Source organism: Methanohalophilus halophilus (assembly GCF_001889405.1).
GTDB classification, from domain to species: Archaea; Halobacteriota; Methanosarcinia; order Methanosarcinales; family Methanosarcinaceae; genus Methanohalophilus; species Methanohalophilus halophilus.
Map to the genome: position 1 here is coordinate 989,318 of NZ_CP017921.1, position 17,160 is coordinate 1,006,477.

A 17,160-nucleotide genomic window follows, 5' to 3' on the forward strand; every position below is an offset into this window, starting at 1 on the left:
CATGGAGCGGGAAGTAGGGCATATTCTTGAGAAAATTAACCGTAAAGATGCAACAGTTTTCACCTCTCAGGAACTTTGTGATATGATCGATGCAGGTGATGATGTTGGTTTTGAGGATGTTGATGTGGTGACTGCTGCTACCAGGGCGATTATGAGTGGAACTTATGCAGTCCTCTCATTTCCGGTAGCTACCGGGGAAAAATTCACCCGCGCTTCTGCTGTAACCATAAATGAAGTGGATGCCCATGTGGGCCCCTGTCCCAATGAAAGGCTGGGTATACTGGACTTGATGGTTTTTGGTACTGCACACAGCCATGACAGGGAAAATTATGGAGGTGGCCATCTTTTCCGGGATATTGTGGAAGGCAACCCTGTGGATGTCGATGTAGTTACCGATGAAGGAAAGAAATATTCAGATACAGTGTCCATTGAGGATATGCCATACGCACAGCTGTTTGCAACGCGTCATGCATTTAAGAATTACAGTGCCTTTGTGAATTTTTCCCAGTCTCCCGTTTCCACGATTTTCCATGCAACCACCTTTGCACCCGATGCCACTGAAGCCACTATGTCCGGATGTGGGCAAATAAACCCTGTAAAGAATGATCCGCATCTCCATGGTATCGGTGTGGGAAGTCGCATTCTTCTCAACGGTGCGGAAGGGTTCATCCTGGGTTCGGGGACGCGTAGCAGCCCGGGAAAACCCAATTTGATAGCAACGGCGGATATGCATTCTATGGTGGCTGATTATATGGGAGGTTTTGCTACATCTGCAGGTCCTGAATGTATTGTTTCCTGGGCAGTTGCAGTGCCTGTAGTTGATGATTCAGTATTCGATGCGGTCAGGCAAACGGACAGCGCAGTACCAATGCCTGTAATGGATGCTGATCGCAGGGTAAAGGTTGCAATGACAAGTTATGCAGATGCCTGGAAAGATGTAGATCTTGAGGTTGCTTTCAACCCCGGCAAATGTTGCATGTGTGATGTCTGTGAACCAATGGAAAAATGTCCGATGGACTCAATCTACTTCAAGGGGGATAAAGTGGTACTGAACAGGCACACATGTTTTAACTGCGGTCTATGCTCCACTCTATGCAGTGATGTATTCAAGGCAGACCTGGGAAGTCTAAAATTTGATTACGAAGGGAAAAGTATGAATGTCCCTATTGTTGTGCGCCAGTCTGATCGTAAACGTGCACTCATAATGGCTGAAAAATTAAGGGACAGTATAAAGAATGGAAGTTTCATCTTGAATGGAATGGTAGAGCGGATTTCTCCATAAACCGCTTAATTATATCTTCAGGACATAGCCGGATGACAGGAACCTTCTTGTTGCCGGCTTTTGTCTTTACTATGAGGACGCCGTTTTCCATTGTATCCAGTTTCTTTTTAAGGCCTGACTCATCGGACACCATGGCAACATTTTGTACACCGGCTCCTAAAGCAACTTTTTTGAGGTCTGTCAATCCTGCAGTTGCGGTTATTTGATTGCCCGTAGAGCCATATGCACCATTATCGATGATTACAAGGAGATAATTATCCGGATGCTGGTTGGCTATTGTTGCCAGGCTTCCCATATTCATCAGTACCGACCCATCACCGTCAATTGCGATAACTTTCCTTTCAGGTCTTGCCAGGGCCAGCCCGAGTCCTATGGAAGAAGAAAGGCCCATTGAACCAAGCATGTAGAAATTTGCCTTTCTGTCATATATTTCGTGTAATTCTTTTGAGGGGAATCCGATGTTTGCAATTATCAGAGTGTCTTTATCTCCCTCTTTTTCAGCAAGAATCTCAAGTGCACCGTAGCGTATCATGATTCCCTCCAGAAACCTATACTCAATAGGATAGCTGCTTGTTTTCCTTCTTCAAAGGCTTTTTTAGTGGCTTTTTCGATGGTTTTCCTGGACTGTGCAAGATCTGGTTTGTATGCAGGAATATCCAGAACTTCGAGTAAGAGGGGTGTTTTTTCACCCATTGGTACCTGGGCGCAGATGGGTTCTCCTTCAACCCCCCTGTGGCTTATAATTATCAGTAATGGAATGTTGTATAGGCGATTGAGAGATGCAAGGGCATTGATGGAATTGCCCATCCCGGAATTTTGCATCATTATGGCCGGTTTTTTCCCTCCCATGTAGGCCCCGGCGCAGATTCCTATGCCTTCCTCCTCCCTGGTGGCGGGTACGTGGATGATGTCCGGATCACTGTCGACCATGGGAATGAGTTTCTGTAGATTGGCACACGGTACGCTGACTATAAAATCAATGCCGGATTCCTTTATAGCCTTGAATACTTCCTGAGACGGGTCCATGTAGTCTCCTTCCTTCATTCGAATTTGCCTTCAGTTTTTTGTATGATCTTTGCTGGCGCTTCACTGTCATCAGGGGATACTAAGAGATCAGGTTCAAGCCTGATGGTGGGAAGTTCCTTTAAAGCCCTTTTAACTCCTCCACCAGTGATATTGAGCATTATGAGTTCTGATGCTGACACCTTTGTGTTCCTGACAGCTTTTATCAGAGCGGCTGTGGCTACAGCTGCTGAATTCATAATATCGATGCCTTCAAGTTCTTCAAATAGCAACCTGGCTTCTTCTGCCTCTTCATTGGTAATCCCATAAAAATCCCCTTTTGTGGCTTCAAGGGTATCTCTCACTCCTCCGCCCACCGCATACGGAGGTTTGCGGTTAAACAATACAGTGTCGTACATTCTTTCAGGACATTTCGGATCTACTGGAACGCCCTCGTGTAAATGGATAAGGGGTGCACAGGGGAGGTTTTGGGCAAGATGTAACTGTGGTAATTTATCTCCATATCTGCCGTCCTCTTTCAGGCGCATAGCTGCTTCCCAGGCAGCAATCCCGCCGGTTCCACTACCCACTGCCTGGAAATAGTGGTCCGGCAGATGTTTCATGGTCAGTGTTGCATCCAGCATTACCGTTCCCATTCCATCCCGGCGTGCTACGTTCTTAGCACCGCCTTCAGGTACGAATCCTTCTCTTTCGGTAATCCGGGAGGCTATGGATATGGCATCATAGTAATCTCCCTGTACAGCTGCAACACAGATTGATGATGCAGATCCTGCAGGAATCCAGAGTTTTTCAATAGCATTTGCAGGAACTACCAGAAGTAAAGGTAGGCCTGTTATAGAGGATACATGTGCAAAGGCACGGGCAGTATTACCTGCAGAGGCTACTACCATTGTATTTTTTTCTTTCTGCTCGATTACCCTCTGCATTGTAGGGTATGATTCAAGGTCCTTGAAGCTGCAGGTTCTCATAAAAGCCCCTTTTTCCGGCCAATAACCGTTGAAACTTATGTATAGTTTCTCAAGACCGAGTTTATCGGCAAGGTTCTCACTTTTGTAGGTTAATGTTTTTCCGCTTCCCTTTTTGATTATACCTTCCACGGGTAGCCAGTTATAGAATTTCCATATTCCCGGCAGATCACATGGCTTAAACCTGGTTTTTGAGTATTCTGTTCTCAAAAGAGTTCCATCAGTGGGACATACCATGTCATATTTGCCATAAGTCTTGCCACATTTTGGGCAGATGAGTCTGTATTTGTCCATAGAAGGGAGTTTGCTGGTGGTCTTATATATCTTGTCCTATTAGCCAGCAGGAATTTCTTTTAAGGAAAAAAGAAAGGGATTCTTTTGATAAATCATCCCCTATGTACTTTCAATGGTTATTCACAAATATGCCGATTATATCGAATTCATTGAATACGTCTTCCTCATGAGGTGCCTCTTCCATTTCTTCTGTAAGGTCGATGCCACCTTCATGCATGCCCTGATGATCTCCGGCCATCCATAACTCACTGTTTGTTACATCATAGACATTGCCTTTATAGGCAACATAGATCTCATCCCTGTCTTTCCCATTGTATTTGGCCAGACCATCCGGTGTAAATTCTCTCATGAAATCTCACTCCCCTGTATTGAAGTTAGTCTTCTACTTCCATTGCATTAATTATATCGTTGACCGATAGCTCCCCTTTTGCAGCCCTTTTGATCATAGGGTAAATGTAGCTGCAATCATCCATTGCACTCCAGCGTTTTTCACCGACACGGTGAATAATTTCATCCAGGATTTTCTCACACTTCTTACAGTATTCACTGTCTGCTTCTGCTCCGCAAATCGCGCAACTCATAAAACTCCTCCATAATTCCTATTGGTTTTTAAGTTAAAGAGGTTTGTGGAAATTTATAGCTGGAAAGGTTACAAACCAATTTTAGCATTTAGGATTTGATTTACCGGACTGGCAGTCGGAAAGCAACTCAATGCCCTTGTCCGTCAGCCTGTATTCACCATTTTCAATCCTGACCAGTTCCCCGTTGAGCAGGAAATCGATGTGGTATTTCAGTACAGAAGGTTCTTCATCGATGTTTGCGGACAATTCATCTGTGTTGATCCCAAAAGCTCCGATTGTTTTAACTATTTGCCTCCTTAACGGGTGGGATGCAGCCTTATTCAACATGTCATGCTCCTTTTTGACAGATTCACCTTTTGATGGTTTCTGCTTAATTACATCGTCGAGTTCATCGTAGTCGTCTTCCATTGTTTCAACCTCTGGATATCTGCAGATATTTATAACGATTAATAATTTATATTCTTGTTGGCTGTATTCTTGCTACTCATTGGAATAGCAGATTCTGTATGACCTTTATTATGAAATTAGATTGTCATTATTGAACGTTGCTCTGGCCACATTCATTTTCAGCGATTTCCTTTATTCGCTTGATGATCGATTCCAATCCATTCGATCTTGCGGGTGAGAGATTTGATTTCAATCCGGTTTTTTCAATAAAGTACAGATCAATGTTTGCAATTTCCCGGGGATACCGATTGTTTACGACCCTGAGTAAAAGGGCCATAATCCCCTTGGTTATCATGGCATCACTATCGAGATTAAAACTCAATTTGCCATCCTTCTTATAACTTTGAATCCAAACTTTAGATTGACATCCGCTGATTGAATTTTCATCGGTTTTGGAATCTTCATCCATGGGTTCTAGTTTTTTGGCCGAAGTGATAAGAAGGTCATACTTGTCAAGCCATTCAAGGCCATCAAATTCCCTTATTATTTCATCCTGGATAGCATCTGTCACGAGTACATCATCTCTACTTTTTCAATCCCTTCAACAAGCCTGTCTACATCTTCTTTTGTATTATACAATGCAAAACTTGCTCGTACTGTGCCTTCTATTGCGAAGGATTCCATCAATGGCTGGGCACAATGATGCCCTGTTCTGACAGCTACTCCCATCTTATCCATTATGAGGCCTGCATCATAATGGTGAACCGGATCTATATTAAAGGAGATTGACCCACACATTCGGTCTGTATTTCCATAAACTGTCACATTATCCATCTCCAGCAGTCTGTCTCTTGCGTAAGAATAAACGTCACTCTCATACTTTTCTATTTTTCCCAGACCTATTTTTTCCATGTAATCAATTGCTGCACCCATGCTTATTGCTCCTGCAATGTGCGGTGTGCCTGCTTCATGTCTTAAAGGGGGTTCTTGATACGTTGTTTTTTCGAGACTTACTTTATCGACCATACCGCCTCCGCCCTTTGCCGGCATGAGATCACTGAAGCGATCGTTTGTATAAAGCACCCCAACTCCGGTTGATGCATACATCTTGTGTCCTGAAGCAACCAAAAAGTCACAGTCAATAGCTTTTACATCCAGGGGCAAATGCTGTATTGATTGGGCTGCATCCACCAGTACCGGGACATCATGGTCCTTTGCAATTTCAGTTATTTCCTTGATATCGTTTACAGAACCAAGAACATTTGAGACATGACTGATAGCAATCAATTTTGTATCCTTTGTGATATCTATAGAGTCCAACAGCAAATTGCAATCCTCATCCATCTGAATTGCCCTTAGTTTTGCTCCTGCCATCTGCCAGGGAACGATATTTGAGTGGTGTTCCACACCTGTTACCAGGACTTCATTTCCCCTTAAGGAAGGTTCAAGTGAACGTGCAACCTGATTTATGGCATCGGTAGTCCCGGCAGTAAATGTCACTTCATCCGGGTTGCGAGCACCTATGAAGTCACTTACCTTTGTCCTTGCTTCTTCATATCTCTCACTTGATCTCTCACTCAGGTAATGTACACCTCTATGGATATTACTGTAATCTGTCTTATAGAAATCAGATATGGTATCAATCACAGAGTTTGGTTTCTGGGTTGTTGCTGCGTTATCAAGATAAACCAATTGTTTTCCATAGACTTCTTTTTCAAGTATAGGGAAATCTTTTGCAAAACCTGTCATTGTTTCACCATTTCAACAAGGGAGAACCATTTCTTATCATCATTAAAGATGCTTTCTACAGAAAGTCCTGCAGCATTTGCCATTTTATTGATACCATCAACAGTATATTTATGAGAGTTTTCTGTGTGTATGGTCTCGTCTTTTTTGAATACTATCTGATCTTTTAAGAAGGGACTTGTTACTTCCAGGTCTTTCTTTGCCTTCAGATGCATCTCTATTCGGGAATGTTTTTTATTGAAGAATGCAACATGTTCAAATTCTTCTGGATAGAAATCAGTCTCAATATGGTCGTTTACAACTTTTAAAATATTCTTATTAAACTCTGCAGTAATCCCCTGGCTATCATTATAGGCTTTTTCGATGATATCAATATCTTTTACCATATCCACTCCCAGGAGAAGCCTGTCGTTATTATTCATGACTTTGCCAAGGTCTGTCATGAATTTCATTGCTTGTACTTCAGTAAGATTACCGATTGTACTTCCGAAGAAACAGAAGAACCTTCTCCTTTTTGCAGGGATTTTTTCAATATGTTCAAGGAAGTCAGCAGTAATCCCATGGATATTCATTTCAGGATATGTGTCCTGAAGATTACAGGCAGATTTCTCTATAGCTTGTTTGCATACATCAACCGGGTAATATACTATAGTCTGGCGAATCTCTTCTGGTATTTCATCGAGAAATACAGAAATTTTGGAACAGTCTCCGCTTCCAAGCTCTACAAGATCACAGTCTTTCAATTCTTGTTTCAATTTTTGGGCAGTTGACCTGAGCAATGGAATCTCAACTTTTGGAGGATAATATTCTTCTAAATTAGTGATCATTTCAAACAATTCCGAGCCATGATGGTCGTAGAAAAACATAGAAGGAAGTGTTTTAGGATTGGTTCTGAGACAGGCTATCATCTCTTCCCTGATGGAACTTTCTCCAACTTTTGGCATAAAATCTTCTATGATCATTCTTTAGGGACCCCCGTCTCAAAAGGAAGATTGTTATTGCTCCACTCAAACCATCCACCATCATAAACTGCTGCTTTATCCCATCCCATAAGCCATGCATTTAAAAAGGCTTCACTGCCTCTCCAGCCAGTCCCACAGTAGAATGCATTACGTTTATCAGGAGTAATTCCAAGTTTTTTCCAGTGTTCTGCAATTTCCCGGAATTCACGCATGGTGTGGTCCAGGTTCCTGTAGTTTTCCATGTGGTAGGCGTCTGTTCCGCAATCACCGAATACTGCTCCCGGAATCCTACCTTTCTTTTCAATATAATTATAACCACTTACTTCTCCAATGTACTCCTTCCAGCTTCTGACGCTCACCAGGTTCTTGTCAGGAGATGCAAGAATGTCTTTTGCTTCTTCAAGATCAACAGCAATTTCCGGCTTTTGCGGTATGTCAATTCCAAAAGATACTTTCTCGCTTTTAGAAGGAGATGTAGTGATTTCATAACCAGAATCCAGCCATGACTGAAGACCGCCATTGAGTATGCGCACATCTTTCACACCGGCATAAAGCATGATGAAAGCACATCTCATTGCACCGAGATGGCCTGCACTGCTTCCCGGGAACGGATCATCATTATTTGGTGAAGAGAATTTTCCATAAAGTATGACTGTTGTGTCATGTGTTATGCCTGCCTCTTCCAGTGCAGCCTTTAGTTCCTCTGGGGAGCGGCGATTCCATGTCTCTGGCGACTCAAGGGAGTTTGTGTCAATAGGGATAGCTCCGGGAATATGGCCTTCATCATAATCCGAAAGGTTCCTGTAATGAGAATGACAGATCACGAACTTATCATTGTTGTATTCCGCAGCATCATTTGTTGTGATCAATTGGTTAAGCCAATCCGCTGAAACCAGATGCTCATATCTTTCAAGATGCTCCATGGGCAAATCTTTTTCTGCCCATTCAAAAAAATCGTTGAAAACAGTTATATCAGGATACCCGGCTTTCTCAAACTGCCTTGCCACCTCTTCTGCCTTTTGTGGGTCATATCCATAAATGATAAGAGAATCTTCCGGCAGGATACCTTTATTTCTTACTATCTCTATCCAGTCAATATAGTGTAACCATTTGTAAGGCAGAGTTTTTGCACCTTTGATGTGCCCTCCTCTTGCCTCTCCACTTTCTTTCCAGCCATTATAGGCATCAATGGATCTTATATCAATTACCTTATAGTTGTCTAAGTCTTCTGCTAACTTTTTAGTTGTAATTTTCCCCATATAATACAATTGGTTTAAATCTTTATATATTATTTGGGATTTACTTTTTAGGGATCGTCTTTTACAGGATTTTCTGCTATCCTCTAAGTATATATTATGATATATCCCCGGTTGTCACAACTTCGGTAGCGATAAGGGCATAGTTAGTGCAAGCAGTCTGAGTTGCCGGTACGCAGTTTACCCTTCGTGTTCCTTCTGTATCTGCTCCGGGGTAAATTTTTCTACTTTGACTGCACGTGCTTTGTCGCGCAGGGAAACTGGTACGTTCCCTAATGCCTCTGCTTCACTCTCGGCATCTACAATAGCCCAGCCGACGTGTACATCAACCCGGCAACCGAAATAGTACTGATCTAATATGTCGCTCCCCAGCGCCAGTGTTTCATCTAATGCTTCAAGGCATTCTTCTGCTGTGTGTGGTGACTCCACAAGATATTTTGTCATATTTTTTCCTCCAAACTCCCAATAGTGGTTATTTTAACCACCACGGTGCATTAATGCACCATAATTTACTCTGTAATCTTATCATATATAGGTTGTGAAACAGTGATTAGGATCACTGTTTCGGACTACTTCAAGCTGGCAAAACTGCGGTTCTGAACTATTGGTTGGAGATTGTAGAAAAATTGGTTTAATGATACATATGAAGCAGGCATTTTATCTTACTGGCAGAAGGAAGAACTTGGAATTTGTCAAGCCTGTCTATAAGTTTGAAAGGGATGATTCAGAGGAGTTGAGACAGAAGATCCTTGATATGTCTTATTCTGAATGGAAGAAGATGGGGTTCTCTAAAGGTACTTTGCATTATATGAAGCAGAATGCTAAATCTGGTAAACCTTTTAGTTTGAATGCTCATGTGAGGGAGAGGTTGGAGATGTGGGAAATATAATTAAATTTCCTTTAACTAAATATGTGTGATATGATAACAAATAATATTCAGATAAGGAAAGCAAAAGATTCAGATTTTAACAATATAATGGAAATTGAAAAAGAGGCTTTTGGATCCGAGGAAGAAGCAAATCTTGTATCTCAGCTTCTGGAAGATAAAAGCGCAGAGCCAGTAATATCTTTGTTAGCTTTTAAGAATAGAGAAGCAGTTGGACATATTCTTTTCACAAAAGCAACTATTGATGGGAATACAACATCCCCATTAATTTACATTCTTGCACCTATGGCAGTTAAACCAAAACATCAGAGACAGGGAATTGGTGGCATGTTAATTAATGAGGGATTGAATTTGTTAAAAGGAATTGGTGCTGAAATGGTATTTGTTCTTGGACATGAAAGCTATTATCCAAAATATGGATTTAAGCAGGATGCAGGAAGTATGGGTTTTACTGCAACTTATCCAATTCCTAAAGAACATGCAAATGGATGGATGGTCTATACTTTAACCTCAGGATCAACTGATGGATTTAGGGGCAGAGTTGTTTGTGCTGATGCTTTGAATAAATCGGAATATTGGAGTGAATGAAAATTTGGGTATATGGAAAGTTGGGGGAAGTAACCCTTATAAATTAACTAAAAATGTAAGCACAAAGTGTATATACAATAACCATCTTTATTACAATTATTAAATGAGCGGGTAGTATCCAATATCTTTTTCTAGTACCCCCACTCCCCAACTACCCGCTCATACCACCCCACAGAAAATAAACGGGATTTATTACTTTAGTGTTAAGACTATGTCTTATTCACATATATACTCTTTGTTTCGAAAGATAAAGTAGTGTACAAAAAAAATAATTTTTTGAAATAAATTTTATGGTTTTAAAAATTCAAAGCACAATTTTAAAGAATTACAAGAGTTCTGTTTTTCAGAGATAACTATATCCCAAAAATAAGATGCGACTGCCGGGATTCGAACCCGGGTTCTAAGCTTGGGAAGCTCAGGTCATAGCCACTAAACCACAGCCGCTCAACTAAAAATTTATAGACTCTGTAGATAATAAAAGTTTCGAGGGAGAAGGTGTGACCCTCTGCCCTTATTCTTCAGTGTATTTGTCGATTATCTCCTCAAAGGAGTCAACCACATAGGAAAGATTGTCCCTGCCAACCTGATAGGTACTCAGTTTGAAATATTTGGTAAGGCCACCTTTGATACCATGGATATTACGTTTTTTGAGTTCCCTGTACAGGAAATACCTGCCTTTCTTGGCGGTCTTTGAGATCTCATAAAACGGCGGGGTTTCAAAGAACATCAGGTCATGATTATGTGGTTTCTGTCCTAACTGAATAAGTCCGAGTTTTTCCACTTTTTCCGAGAACCAGCGGGCATTGGCAACTTCCTCGTCCCAGTGTTTGGTACGCTCCACAACCTGGGGGAATGAGGCGATCATTGTCATCAGCCCGCCACCCCTGGAGGTACATCCCAATAGCTCGATCTCTTTTTTCTTATGAGTTGGAGATTTCCTGAAAACAGTATCTGCGTATTCTTCCTGTACACCTAGCAGGCCAATCGGGCCGGATGATGCCATTGATTTGTGGCCACTGGCGGCGATGAAATCGGCTCCAATTTTCTTTGCATCGATCGGCATCCTGCCTACGGAATATGCACAGTTGAGGAGCAGTGGTACATCATATTCATGACAGACATCTGCTACCTTTTTTGCATCTGCCAGGTTACCGTAATTGCCATCTGGATAAGTCAACAGGGCCAGTGCCGGAGGCTTGCCATTCTGACTGGTTACCTTTTCGATAGCCTGCCCATAACCTTCAGGGTCAAGGCTATATTCTGGATGGCCGGAACTTTCCACCTTTTCTATTTCAAGATTTGCCCTTTGTGCGGCAACGTGTGAGGAATAGTGAGCCAGCCCGTCAAGCACGACAGTGTCTCCGGGTTTTCCCATTGAATGCATTACCGCAAACTTTGATTCCCGTGCACCATGTGTAAGCCTTACCTCATCGGTACCTATGAATTCTGGCAGGGCTTCATGTACAAATTCATATACAGGTGGCTTCTTAATGAGGTCCAGCACACCACCGCAGAAATCACAGATCGAATAACCGTCTCCCCATTCAAGCAGGGCTTTGCGTGCATCCTCTGTCAGGATACCTCCGGTTTGCAGGGGATCGATATTAATTGCATCCTTTGGTCCCCTTTCGATAAAACCGAATTTTTTCAGTTTATCTTCATTAAGTGACATGCTGGCCCAGCTCTCCTGCCGGATTATGCGAGGGCTTTTTCGAAAACACCACTGAACTCATCACATTTTGCTGTGAGTTTCACCGCTGCATCCCTGATTGCCTGCACAGGGTCTTTGCCATCGGTCCTTACATAGAAGATGGGCTCACTAATACTTACGTGAAGCATATCGTAACTTGCTATATCCACATGCTCATCCTCAAGCAGGAAATGCTTGAGCATATTAAGCAGAGTGTGACTCTCTCCTTTTATTTCTACTTTAATCTCATCATCCTTTTTCTCAATGATCTTTAGTTCCATGATAAATCTCCTGTCGCCGTTGTGTTAGATTATTCCTGTTCCATAATCAGCTGAAAGTTTACGCTTTTCAGTCTTGCCACAGGCGGGACATTTCAGTTTTCCCTCTTCAATAGCAAGGGGTTCACCACACCGGCCACAAACTGCGGACATAACTCCCAGTTCCTTGGCAGCAATGCTCAGGCGCATGCTATCAGTATCAATCACCTTTGCCTTAACAACATCCATAAGAGCAAGCTCATTGGCTATGTTTTTGACGTAATCTTCCTTGATATTTGATATGTGAATGGCGGCAATTCCGGGATTGTTGACTTCCCTTTCTCCATGGCCTTTAATGGCTGCTATCTGTACAAGTGCCATTGAGTCACGTACATTCACCACATTGCCAACTACAATATCATCTTTCTTTATTACAGGTGGAAGTTCGGATGTAGCCCGCACGGAAACATTACGCTTTTTCCTGTCAACCTCAACATTTCCTGTCCTGGTTGAATATATGTTTCCTCTTAATGTATAGGTCCCTTCACCGGCTTCATACTCTTCATTAGTACCAACAATATCACCGGGCAGCACAAACTGCTCTTCAATGTGTTTTTCGGCTTCTTCTTTGAGATGCTTTTGGGGTTTCTCTTTTTTCAGGTTCTCAGTATTCTTCCCCTTGGCCTCTCCCTTTTCTTTTTGCTGGCCCTTAGTTTTGGGATTTCGATTTTCTTCTTTTTCATCCTTCTTTGAAGAACCTTTAATTTTCCTTCTGGTGGCCTTCTTTTTGTTGCGTATCCTAATAATAATCCCTCTTAGTTTCAATAATTATGATGTGATAAGGAGTTTATTCTGTATATTTCTACCTCAATTCGTTCTACATCTTTTTTATGGAATTTAAATGTTCTTTTTAGCGGGAAAGATGTAGAATACCACTCGGTAATAACTGATGGATTTATGTATTGCCTTATAAAGTTAAAACTTCCGCTGTTATGAATCGAATAGATATTATTCCCTGCATTCAGGGCAGCTGAGAGGAAAGGTCTGTCATTTCCCTTACATTGGGCGCCAAACGGGGGATTCATAACAACAGTGTTCGCTTTTCCATTTACCTTTTCTATAGGGTAATTAACAAATTCAACTTCAACACCCATCAACAAGGCATTTTCTCTTGCAACATTTATTGCTTGCGGGTCACTATCATATCCGATGACCTCATGTGCTCCCAGCAGTGCGGCACCGATTGCAAGTATCCCGGTGCCACATCCCATATCAAAAACCTTTCCTTCAAGATCTCCCTTCATGTATGCAAAATGTAATAATTCAGCAGCAAGAGGTGCGGGTGTGGCATATTGTTCCAGTGCAGGATCGGGATCATCAAATCCCCTGACCTTTTGCAGTAGCATCTCGAGTTTTCGCTGTTTCATCTATCATTCCCTTATCTCATCAAAAACCAGTTCTTCCCATTCACGTATTCCCAGTACGATCTCAAATTCAGGAGGAGTTAACATGGGAGCCGGGAATCTTCCTGCCTCGTCGATTGCAATCCTGGGGCATGCAGTATTTACGTATGCATCCGCCTGGAATTGCAAGAGCTGGTCGGGTGTTATGAGATCCATTGTTACAATGTATGCCTCTTTTCCATTTTCCCTGGCAATGTCCCTTATATCCCTGGCAAGTTGCATTCTTTCCTGACCGGGTTTTGTGGACACCAGTATGCAGAACCTCTTTTTTTCCATGGTTTTTGCAATTGCTGCATATCGCTGTTTCATGATTTGCCTGAGGTCGATGTACTCGATGGATGAAGAAAATGGATTTGCACAAAGTACAGGTTTGCCTGTTGAAAGGGCTATGCCCAGCGGATGAAACTTCCCGCCGCCAATATACAGGTATTCTTCACAGGTTATGTCATATGCAGCTGAAAAATTGCACCCAAGTACCTGGCCTGGATGTACTATCCTTCCATCTCCTTTTCCAATAATGGTTTCGAATCCGTTTTCTTCAAGGATTTTCCTGACTTCTTCCAGTTTATGCACGTGCTGTACAGTCGTAAGGAGGCCAATCCTTTTTCCTTTAAGTTTGTCTGCAGCCTGAAAAACCACATCACTTATATCGAGATGTGAGGGTGCCTCAATATAAACTACATTTTCAGAGGGCTCGAGTCTGGAATGGCCGAAGTGGAATACAAGATCAGTATCCTTGATAAGCTGCATATCAAGATCGCATGCCCCATAACAGGGATTGCCTGAGATGAGGGTTTCTGCATCGGTATTATCCTCTATATATCCTGCAATCTCCATTGCCTGACGCTTGAAGCCTTCGGGTAGCTGGAGGCCGACCTTTGTGGCTTTTTCCTGAATAATCATATTAATAATGGATTCCAGGTCAATATCAAAATTCTCAATTAGTTTCACCGGTGTCCTCCAGTATTGAAACTCCGTCCTCACTCACAGCTATATCCACAAGTGTTTTGACCCTTATTCCTTCCCCTGCAAGTTGCTGTACACCATCTCCCCTGCCTACAATAACTATTATATCGCTTATAGTAACGCCTTTTTTTTCCAGGGCCTTTACCAGAAAGCGCAGGGTTCCTCCTGTGCTGATCACATCATCAACAAGCAGTATCCGGTCTTTCTTTTCAACACCATTTATGTAGAGTTCGCCTTTAGAATATCCTGTGCTCTGGGATATCTTAATTTCATCGGGCAATTGGTATTGTCTTTTGCGCACGATAGAAAATGGGATGCCGGTTTTCAGGGAGATTGCTGTTGCAAGGGGAATTCCCATCGCTTCAATAGACAGGATCCGGTCGACGTTCATATCGCAGTACTCTATGATGTAGTCACTGATCTCATCAAGCAGTTTGGGATCTATTGCAGGTACACCATCTGTAATCGGATGTATGAAATAGGGGTATTTACCGCGTTTTACAATAGGGGCTTTTTTCAGGGATTTCTTGAGGATTTCTAACATGTTTTACCCCGACAATGAGAAGAATTGTCTTCCTGATGGAAGGAAGGTTGAAGGCAGGAATAAATGGATTTGTATTTATAACTGGCGGATGGTATCTGCAACATCTATTTATATAAATCCCCTCTCCTCAGGGACAGGATTCAGAGATCATGCATCTTACCCAGGACATTACAATTTGTCAGGCTGCTCCGGATGATAGGGCAACGATAGATTCTTTGCTCTCTACCTATTTTCTCGATGGGGAAGATCTGGATACAGGAGATTTTTTGCTGGCAAGAGTTGATGATAAGATAGTGGGCACAGTAGCATTTGTAAGGGATAACATTGAGGAGTTACATAGTGTTGCAGTTCACCCTTCATTCAGGAAAAAAGGAATAGGTGCTTTGCTGGTCTCAAGTGCTCTGGACCTCTCATTGAGCAGTGCAGTATATGCAAGAACCACGGCCACATCCTTTTTCAGGAAATCAGGTTTTATTGAAGTAATCCTTCCTTCCAGAGAAGAATTGTGGGATGATTGTGCATACTGTGAATACCTGGAAAATTGCAGCCAGCATGTGATGGTGTGGAGGAGAGAATAACATGCAGACCCTTGGAATTGTCAATACTTATGATCGTATAAAGGTCCTTGATGCCCATTATAGGGCCATTGCCCGGGCAGCCCCGATTTGCAAGATATTCGGCTTTAGTCTTGCCCTTTTTGATTTTCCTTTTGATATGGAAAAAGATGAACTTGTGAAGTACGTTGTGGAAAAAACAACAATAGGAGAATCAGGAGCCTATCTGCAACAGCTCAATGAAGACCATCATTTTTTTGTACAGGACCTTGCGAAAAAAGGTTTTCCGGCACATTTTGGTAAACCTGTTGCAACCACTTCCAGGGCCGATGAATCAAAGAGAATGACAGCTATGGATGCTGCACAGGGAATAATGCATCACGATTCCTATCTTTTCCTTGTAGGCCTGGGCAGGAAAGGATTGCCAAAATCAATTACAAAACAGGCTCCTAACCACCTTGATATAAGTAGTGAGGGTACTTCCTGTGAGACTTGCACGGCTATGGGGGCAATCCCTGCATATATCATGGGCGTAGTCGAGGGAATAAAGAGTACTAACCATAAATCCCATAACTCTTTTAAGCACTTTCCTGATTATTCATACAATGAATCCTAACCGGGTAGCATTAGTCAGATGTGTGGATTATTCCACCTCCAAACAGGCAGTAAGGGAGGCAATAGACCTGCTTGGTTGTTTTGATGAAATCAAAGCAGGTATGCGCATCCTGATTAAACCCAATGTACTTGCTGCCCGCAAACCAGAAGATGCGGCTACAACCCATCCTTCTCTTGTTCGTGCAGTATGTGAACTTGTAAGGGAGGCGGGTGCTCATCCTGTTGTAGGGGATTGTGCCGGTATTACATCTGCCGGAGCAACCGCAGAAGCGCTAGAGGGATCCGGTATAAAACAGGCTGCTCTGGAAGGCGGGGGAGAAGTTGTAAATTTCCAGACTGCAGGTTTTAGTAAAGCAGAACCTGAAAATCCCCTGCGTTTGAATGAGATCTATGTGAGTGACAGTGTATTGGATGCTGATTATATTATTAACCTGCCCAAACTCAAGACCCATGAACTCACAACGATGACCGGTGCAGTGAAAAATATGTTCGGTGCCGTTCCCCTGCGCATCAGGAAGGAAGCACATATGATGGCCGATCCTCTGGTTTTCAGTGAAATCCTTCTGGATATTTACAATGTGGCAACCCCGCAACTATCCCTTATTGATGCAGTTGTGGGAATGGAGGGGGATGGTCCCTCCCGGGGTAAACCAATTAATGTAGGTGCAATCCTTGCCTCAAAAGATGGTATTTCCCTGGATATTGTTGCGGCACAATTAATGGCCTTAGATCCCCTTTCAATACCTTCCAACCGTGTAGCAGCCAGAATTTACGGTGATATTTCCCCTCAAATAGTCGGTGTAAACGTGGATGATATTGCAGTCCCTTTCAAAAAACCGGGTCCCAGCCTGTTGAGAATGCTGCCTTCCAGGGTCGTTCAGAAAGCGGGTGATTTTTTCACGATACGGCCTGAAATAGATGCTAATAAGTGTACTGCCTGTGGAGCATGTGTGAGAAATTGCCCTGCAGAAGCCATACATATGGAAAAGGGACACGCTGTCATAGATGATAGTAAATGTATCCTGTGTTATTGCTGCCGGGAATTGTGTCCGGCAGCGGCTGTAAAACCCAGGAAGTCACTGCTAGCCCGACTGCTTTGAA

The 17,160-nt window shown here is 42.6% G+C and carries 23 protein-coding genes and 1 tRNA gene; 6 read left to right on the top strand and 18 right to left on the bottom strand.

Annotated features, from left to right (window positions below; translation table 11 throughout):
- Position 1 precedes the first annotated feature (1 nt).
- Positions 2-1,282: a methanogenesis marker 16 metalloprotein gene (locus BHR79_RS04965; protein WP_072561335.1), complete on the top strand. Its 1,281-nt coding sequence runs from the start codon at positions 2-4 to the stop codon at positions 1,280-1,282.
- Here the strand turns inward: BHR79_RS04965 and comE are convergent.
- From comE to BHR79_RS05020, 11 genes are all read right to left on the bottom strand, one after another.
- Positions 1,245-1,814: a sulfopyruvate decarboxylase subunit beta gene (gene comE / locus BHR79_RS04970; RefSeq protein WP_072561336.1), complete on the bottom strand. Its 570-nt coding sequence runs from the start codon at positions 1,812-1,814 to the stop codon at positions 1,245-1,247. The genes BHR79_RS04965 and comE overlap by 38 nt on opposite strands.
- Complete coding sequence (gene comD, locus BHR79_RS04975; protein ID WP_072561337.1) at positions 1,811-2,326, bottom strand: sulfopyruvate decarboxylase subunit alpha; 516 nt, start codon at positions 2,324-2,326, stop codon at positions 1,811-1,813. The genes comE and comD overlap by 4 nt, the downstream gene beginning before the upstream one ends.
- A complete protein-coding gene (locus BHR79_RS04980) occupies positions 2,323-3,564 on the bottom strand; it encodes a cysteate synthase (RefSeq protein WP_072561338.1) in 1,242 nt (413 codons plus the stop codon). Before BHR79_RS04980 ends, comD begins: the two co-directional genes overlap by 4 nt.
- Before the next feature lie 109 nt (positions 3,565-3,673).
- Positions 3,674-3,913, bottom strand: a complete 240-nt coding sequence (locus BHR79_RS04985) for a cytochrome b5 domain-containing protein (RefSeq protein WP_072561339.1) — start codon at positions 3,911-3,913, stop codon at positions 3,674-3,676.
- A gap of 25 nt (positions 3,914-3,938) precedes the next feature.
- Positions 3,939-4,145 carry a hypothetical protein gene (locus BHR79_RS04990; protein ID WP_072360651.1) on the bottom strand — a complete coding sequence of 69 codons (207 nt, stop codon included), beginning with the start codon at positions 4,143-4,145 and terminating at the stop codon, positions 3,939-3,941.
- Between the two features lie 81 nt (positions 4,146-4,226).
- Positions 4,227-4,553 carry a winged helix-turn-helix domain-containing protein gene (locus BHR79_RS04995; RefSeq protein WP_072561340.1) on the bottom strand — a complete coding sequence of 109 codons (327 nt, stop codon included), beginning with the start codon at positions 4,551-4,553 and terminating at the stop codon, positions 4,227-4,229.
- A 127-nt stretch (positions 4,554-4,680) separates the two neighbouring features.
- Positions 4,681-5,103 (bottom strand): SufE family protein, encoded by a 423-nt coding sequence (locus tag BHR79_RS05000; RefSeq protein ID WP_072561341.1) that lies wholly within the window; start codon positions 5,101-5,103, stop codon positions 4,681-4,683.
- Positions 5,100-6,281, bottom strand: a complete 1,182-nt coding sequence (locus BHR79_RS05005; RefSeq protein WP_072561342.1) for an aminotransferase class V-fold PLP-dependent enzyme — start codon at positions 6,279-6,281, stop codon at positions 5,100-5,102. Before BHR79_RS05005 ends, BHR79_RS05000 begins: the two co-directional genes overlap by 4 nt.
- Positions 6,278-7,240: an L-histidine N(alpha)-methyltransferase gene (egtD, locus tag BHR79_RS05010; RefSeq protein WP_072561343.1), complete on the bottom strand. Its 963-nt coding sequence runs from the start codon at positions 7,238-7,240 to the stop codon at positions 6,278-6,280. The genes BHR79_RS05005 and egtD overlap by 4 nt, the downstream gene beginning before the upstream one ends.
- Entirely contained in the window at positions 7,237-8,499 is a 1,263-nt protein-coding gene (locus tag BHR79_RS05015; RefSeq protein WP_072561344.1) for a rhodanese-like domain-containing protein, read from the bottom strand. Before BHR79_RS05015 ends, egtD begins: the two co-directional genes overlap by 4 nt.
- Positions 8,500-8,676: 177 nt before the next feature.
- Positions 8,677-8,940 (bottom strand): hypothetical protein, encoded by a 264-nt coding sequence (locus tag BHR79_RS05020; protein WP_072561345.1) that lies wholly within the window; start codon positions 8,938-8,940, stop codon positions 8,677-8,679.
- Between the two features lie 160 nt (positions 8,941-9,100).
- Here BHR79_RS05020 and BHR79_RS05025 point away from each other — a divergent pair, with 160 nt between their 5' ends.
- Positions 9,101-9,385, top strand: coding sequence for a hypothetical protein (locus BHR79_RS05025; RefSeq protein ID WP_072561346.1), 285 nt, complete (start codon positions 9,101-9,103; stop codon positions 9,383-9,385).
- A 30-nt stretch (positions 9,386-9,415) separates the two neighbouring features.
- The gene (locus tag BHR79_RS05030; protein WP_072562298.1) at positions 9,416-9,970 is read left to right on the top strand and encodes a GNAT family N-acetyltransferase; all 555 of its coding nucleotides are present in this window, start codon (positions 9,416-9,418) and stop codon (positions 9,968-9,970) included.
- A 372-nt stretch (positions 9,971-10,342) separates the two neighbouring features.
- On the opposite strand, the gene BHR79_RS05035 is transcribed toward BHR79_RS05030, so the two are convergent.
- The 7 genes from BHR79_RS05035 to hpt all read right to left on the bottom strand — a co-directional run bounded on the left by BHR79_RS05035 (position 10,343) and on the right by hpt (position 14,890).
- A tRNA-Gly gene (locus tag BHR79_RS05035) sits at positions 10,343-10,414 on the bottom strand.
- A 67-nt stretch (positions 10,415-10,481) separates the two neighbouring features.
- Entirely contained in the window at positions 10,482-11,642 is a 1,161-nt protein-coding gene (gene pscS, locus BHR79_RS05040) for an O-phospho-L-seryl-tRNA:Cys-tRNA synthase (protein ID WP_072561347.1), read from the bottom strand.
- Between the two features lie 23 nt (positions 11,643-11,665).
- On the bottom strand, positions 11,666-11,941 hold the full coding sequence (locus BHR79_RS05045; RefSeq protein ID WP_072561348.1) for a DNA-directed RNA polymerase subunit L: 276 nt from the start codon (positions 11,939-11,941) through the stop codon (positions 11,666-11,668).
- Positions 11,942-11,965: 24 nt separating this feature from the next.
- Complete coding sequence (locus BHR79_RS05050) at positions 11,966-12,742, bottom strand: exosome complex RNA-binding protein Csl4 (RefSeq protein ID WP_083433030.1); 777 nt, start codon at positions 12,740-12,742, stop codon at positions 11,966-11,968.
- On the bottom strand, positions 12,739-13,344 hold the full coding sequence (locus BHR79_RS05055) for an METTL5 family protein (protein WP_072561349.1): 606 nt from the start codon (positions 13,342-13,344) through the stop codon (positions 12,739-12,741). The genes BHR79_RS05050 and BHR79_RS05055 overlap by 4 nt, the downstream gene beginning before the upstream one ends.
- A gap of 3 nt (positions 13,345-13,347) precedes the next feature.
- Entirely contained in the window at positions 13,348-14,331 is a 984-nt protein-coding gene (dph2, locus tag BHR79_RS05060; RefSeq protein WP_072561350.1) for a diphthamide biosynthesis enzyme Dph2, read from the bottom strand.
- Positions 14,318-14,890, bottom strand: coding sequence for a hypoxanthine/guanine phosphoribosyltransferase (gene hpt, locus BHR79_RS05065; protein ID WP_072561351.1), 573 nt, complete (start codon positions 14,888-14,890; stop codon positions 14,318-14,320). Before hpt ends, dph2 begins: the two co-directional genes overlap by 14 nt.
- A 149-nt stretch (positions 14,891-15,039) precedes the next feature.
- On the opposite strand from hpt, the gene BHR79_RS05070 reads away from it, so the two are divergent.
- Genes BHR79_RS05070 through BHR79_RS05080 form a run of 3 tightly spaced genes read left to right on the top strand, consistent with a single transcriptional unit; the run spans position 15,040 to position 17,159 of the window.
- Positions 15,040-15,468 (top strand): GNAT family N-acetyltransferase, encoded by a 429-nt coding sequence (locus tag BHR79_RS05070; RefSeq protein WP_072561352.1) that lies wholly within the window; start codon positions 15,040-15,042, stop codon positions 15,466-15,468.
- A 1-nt stretch (position 15,469) separates the two neighbouring features.
- A complete protein-coding gene (locus BHR79_RS05075) occupies positions 15,470-16,060 on the top strand; it encodes a DUF531 domain-containing protein (RefSeq protein WP_072561353.1) in 591 nt (196 codons plus the stop codon).
- The gene (locus BHR79_RS05080; protein WP_072561354.1) at positions 16,050-17,159 is read left to right on the top strand and encodes a DUF362 domain-containing protein; all 1,110 of its coding nucleotides are present in this window, start codon (positions 16,050-16,052) and stop codon (positions 17,157-17,159) included. Before BHR79_RS05075 ends, BHR79_RS05080 begins: the two co-directional genes overlap by 11 nt.
- The last annotated feature ends 1 nt before the right edge of the window (position 17,160 follow it).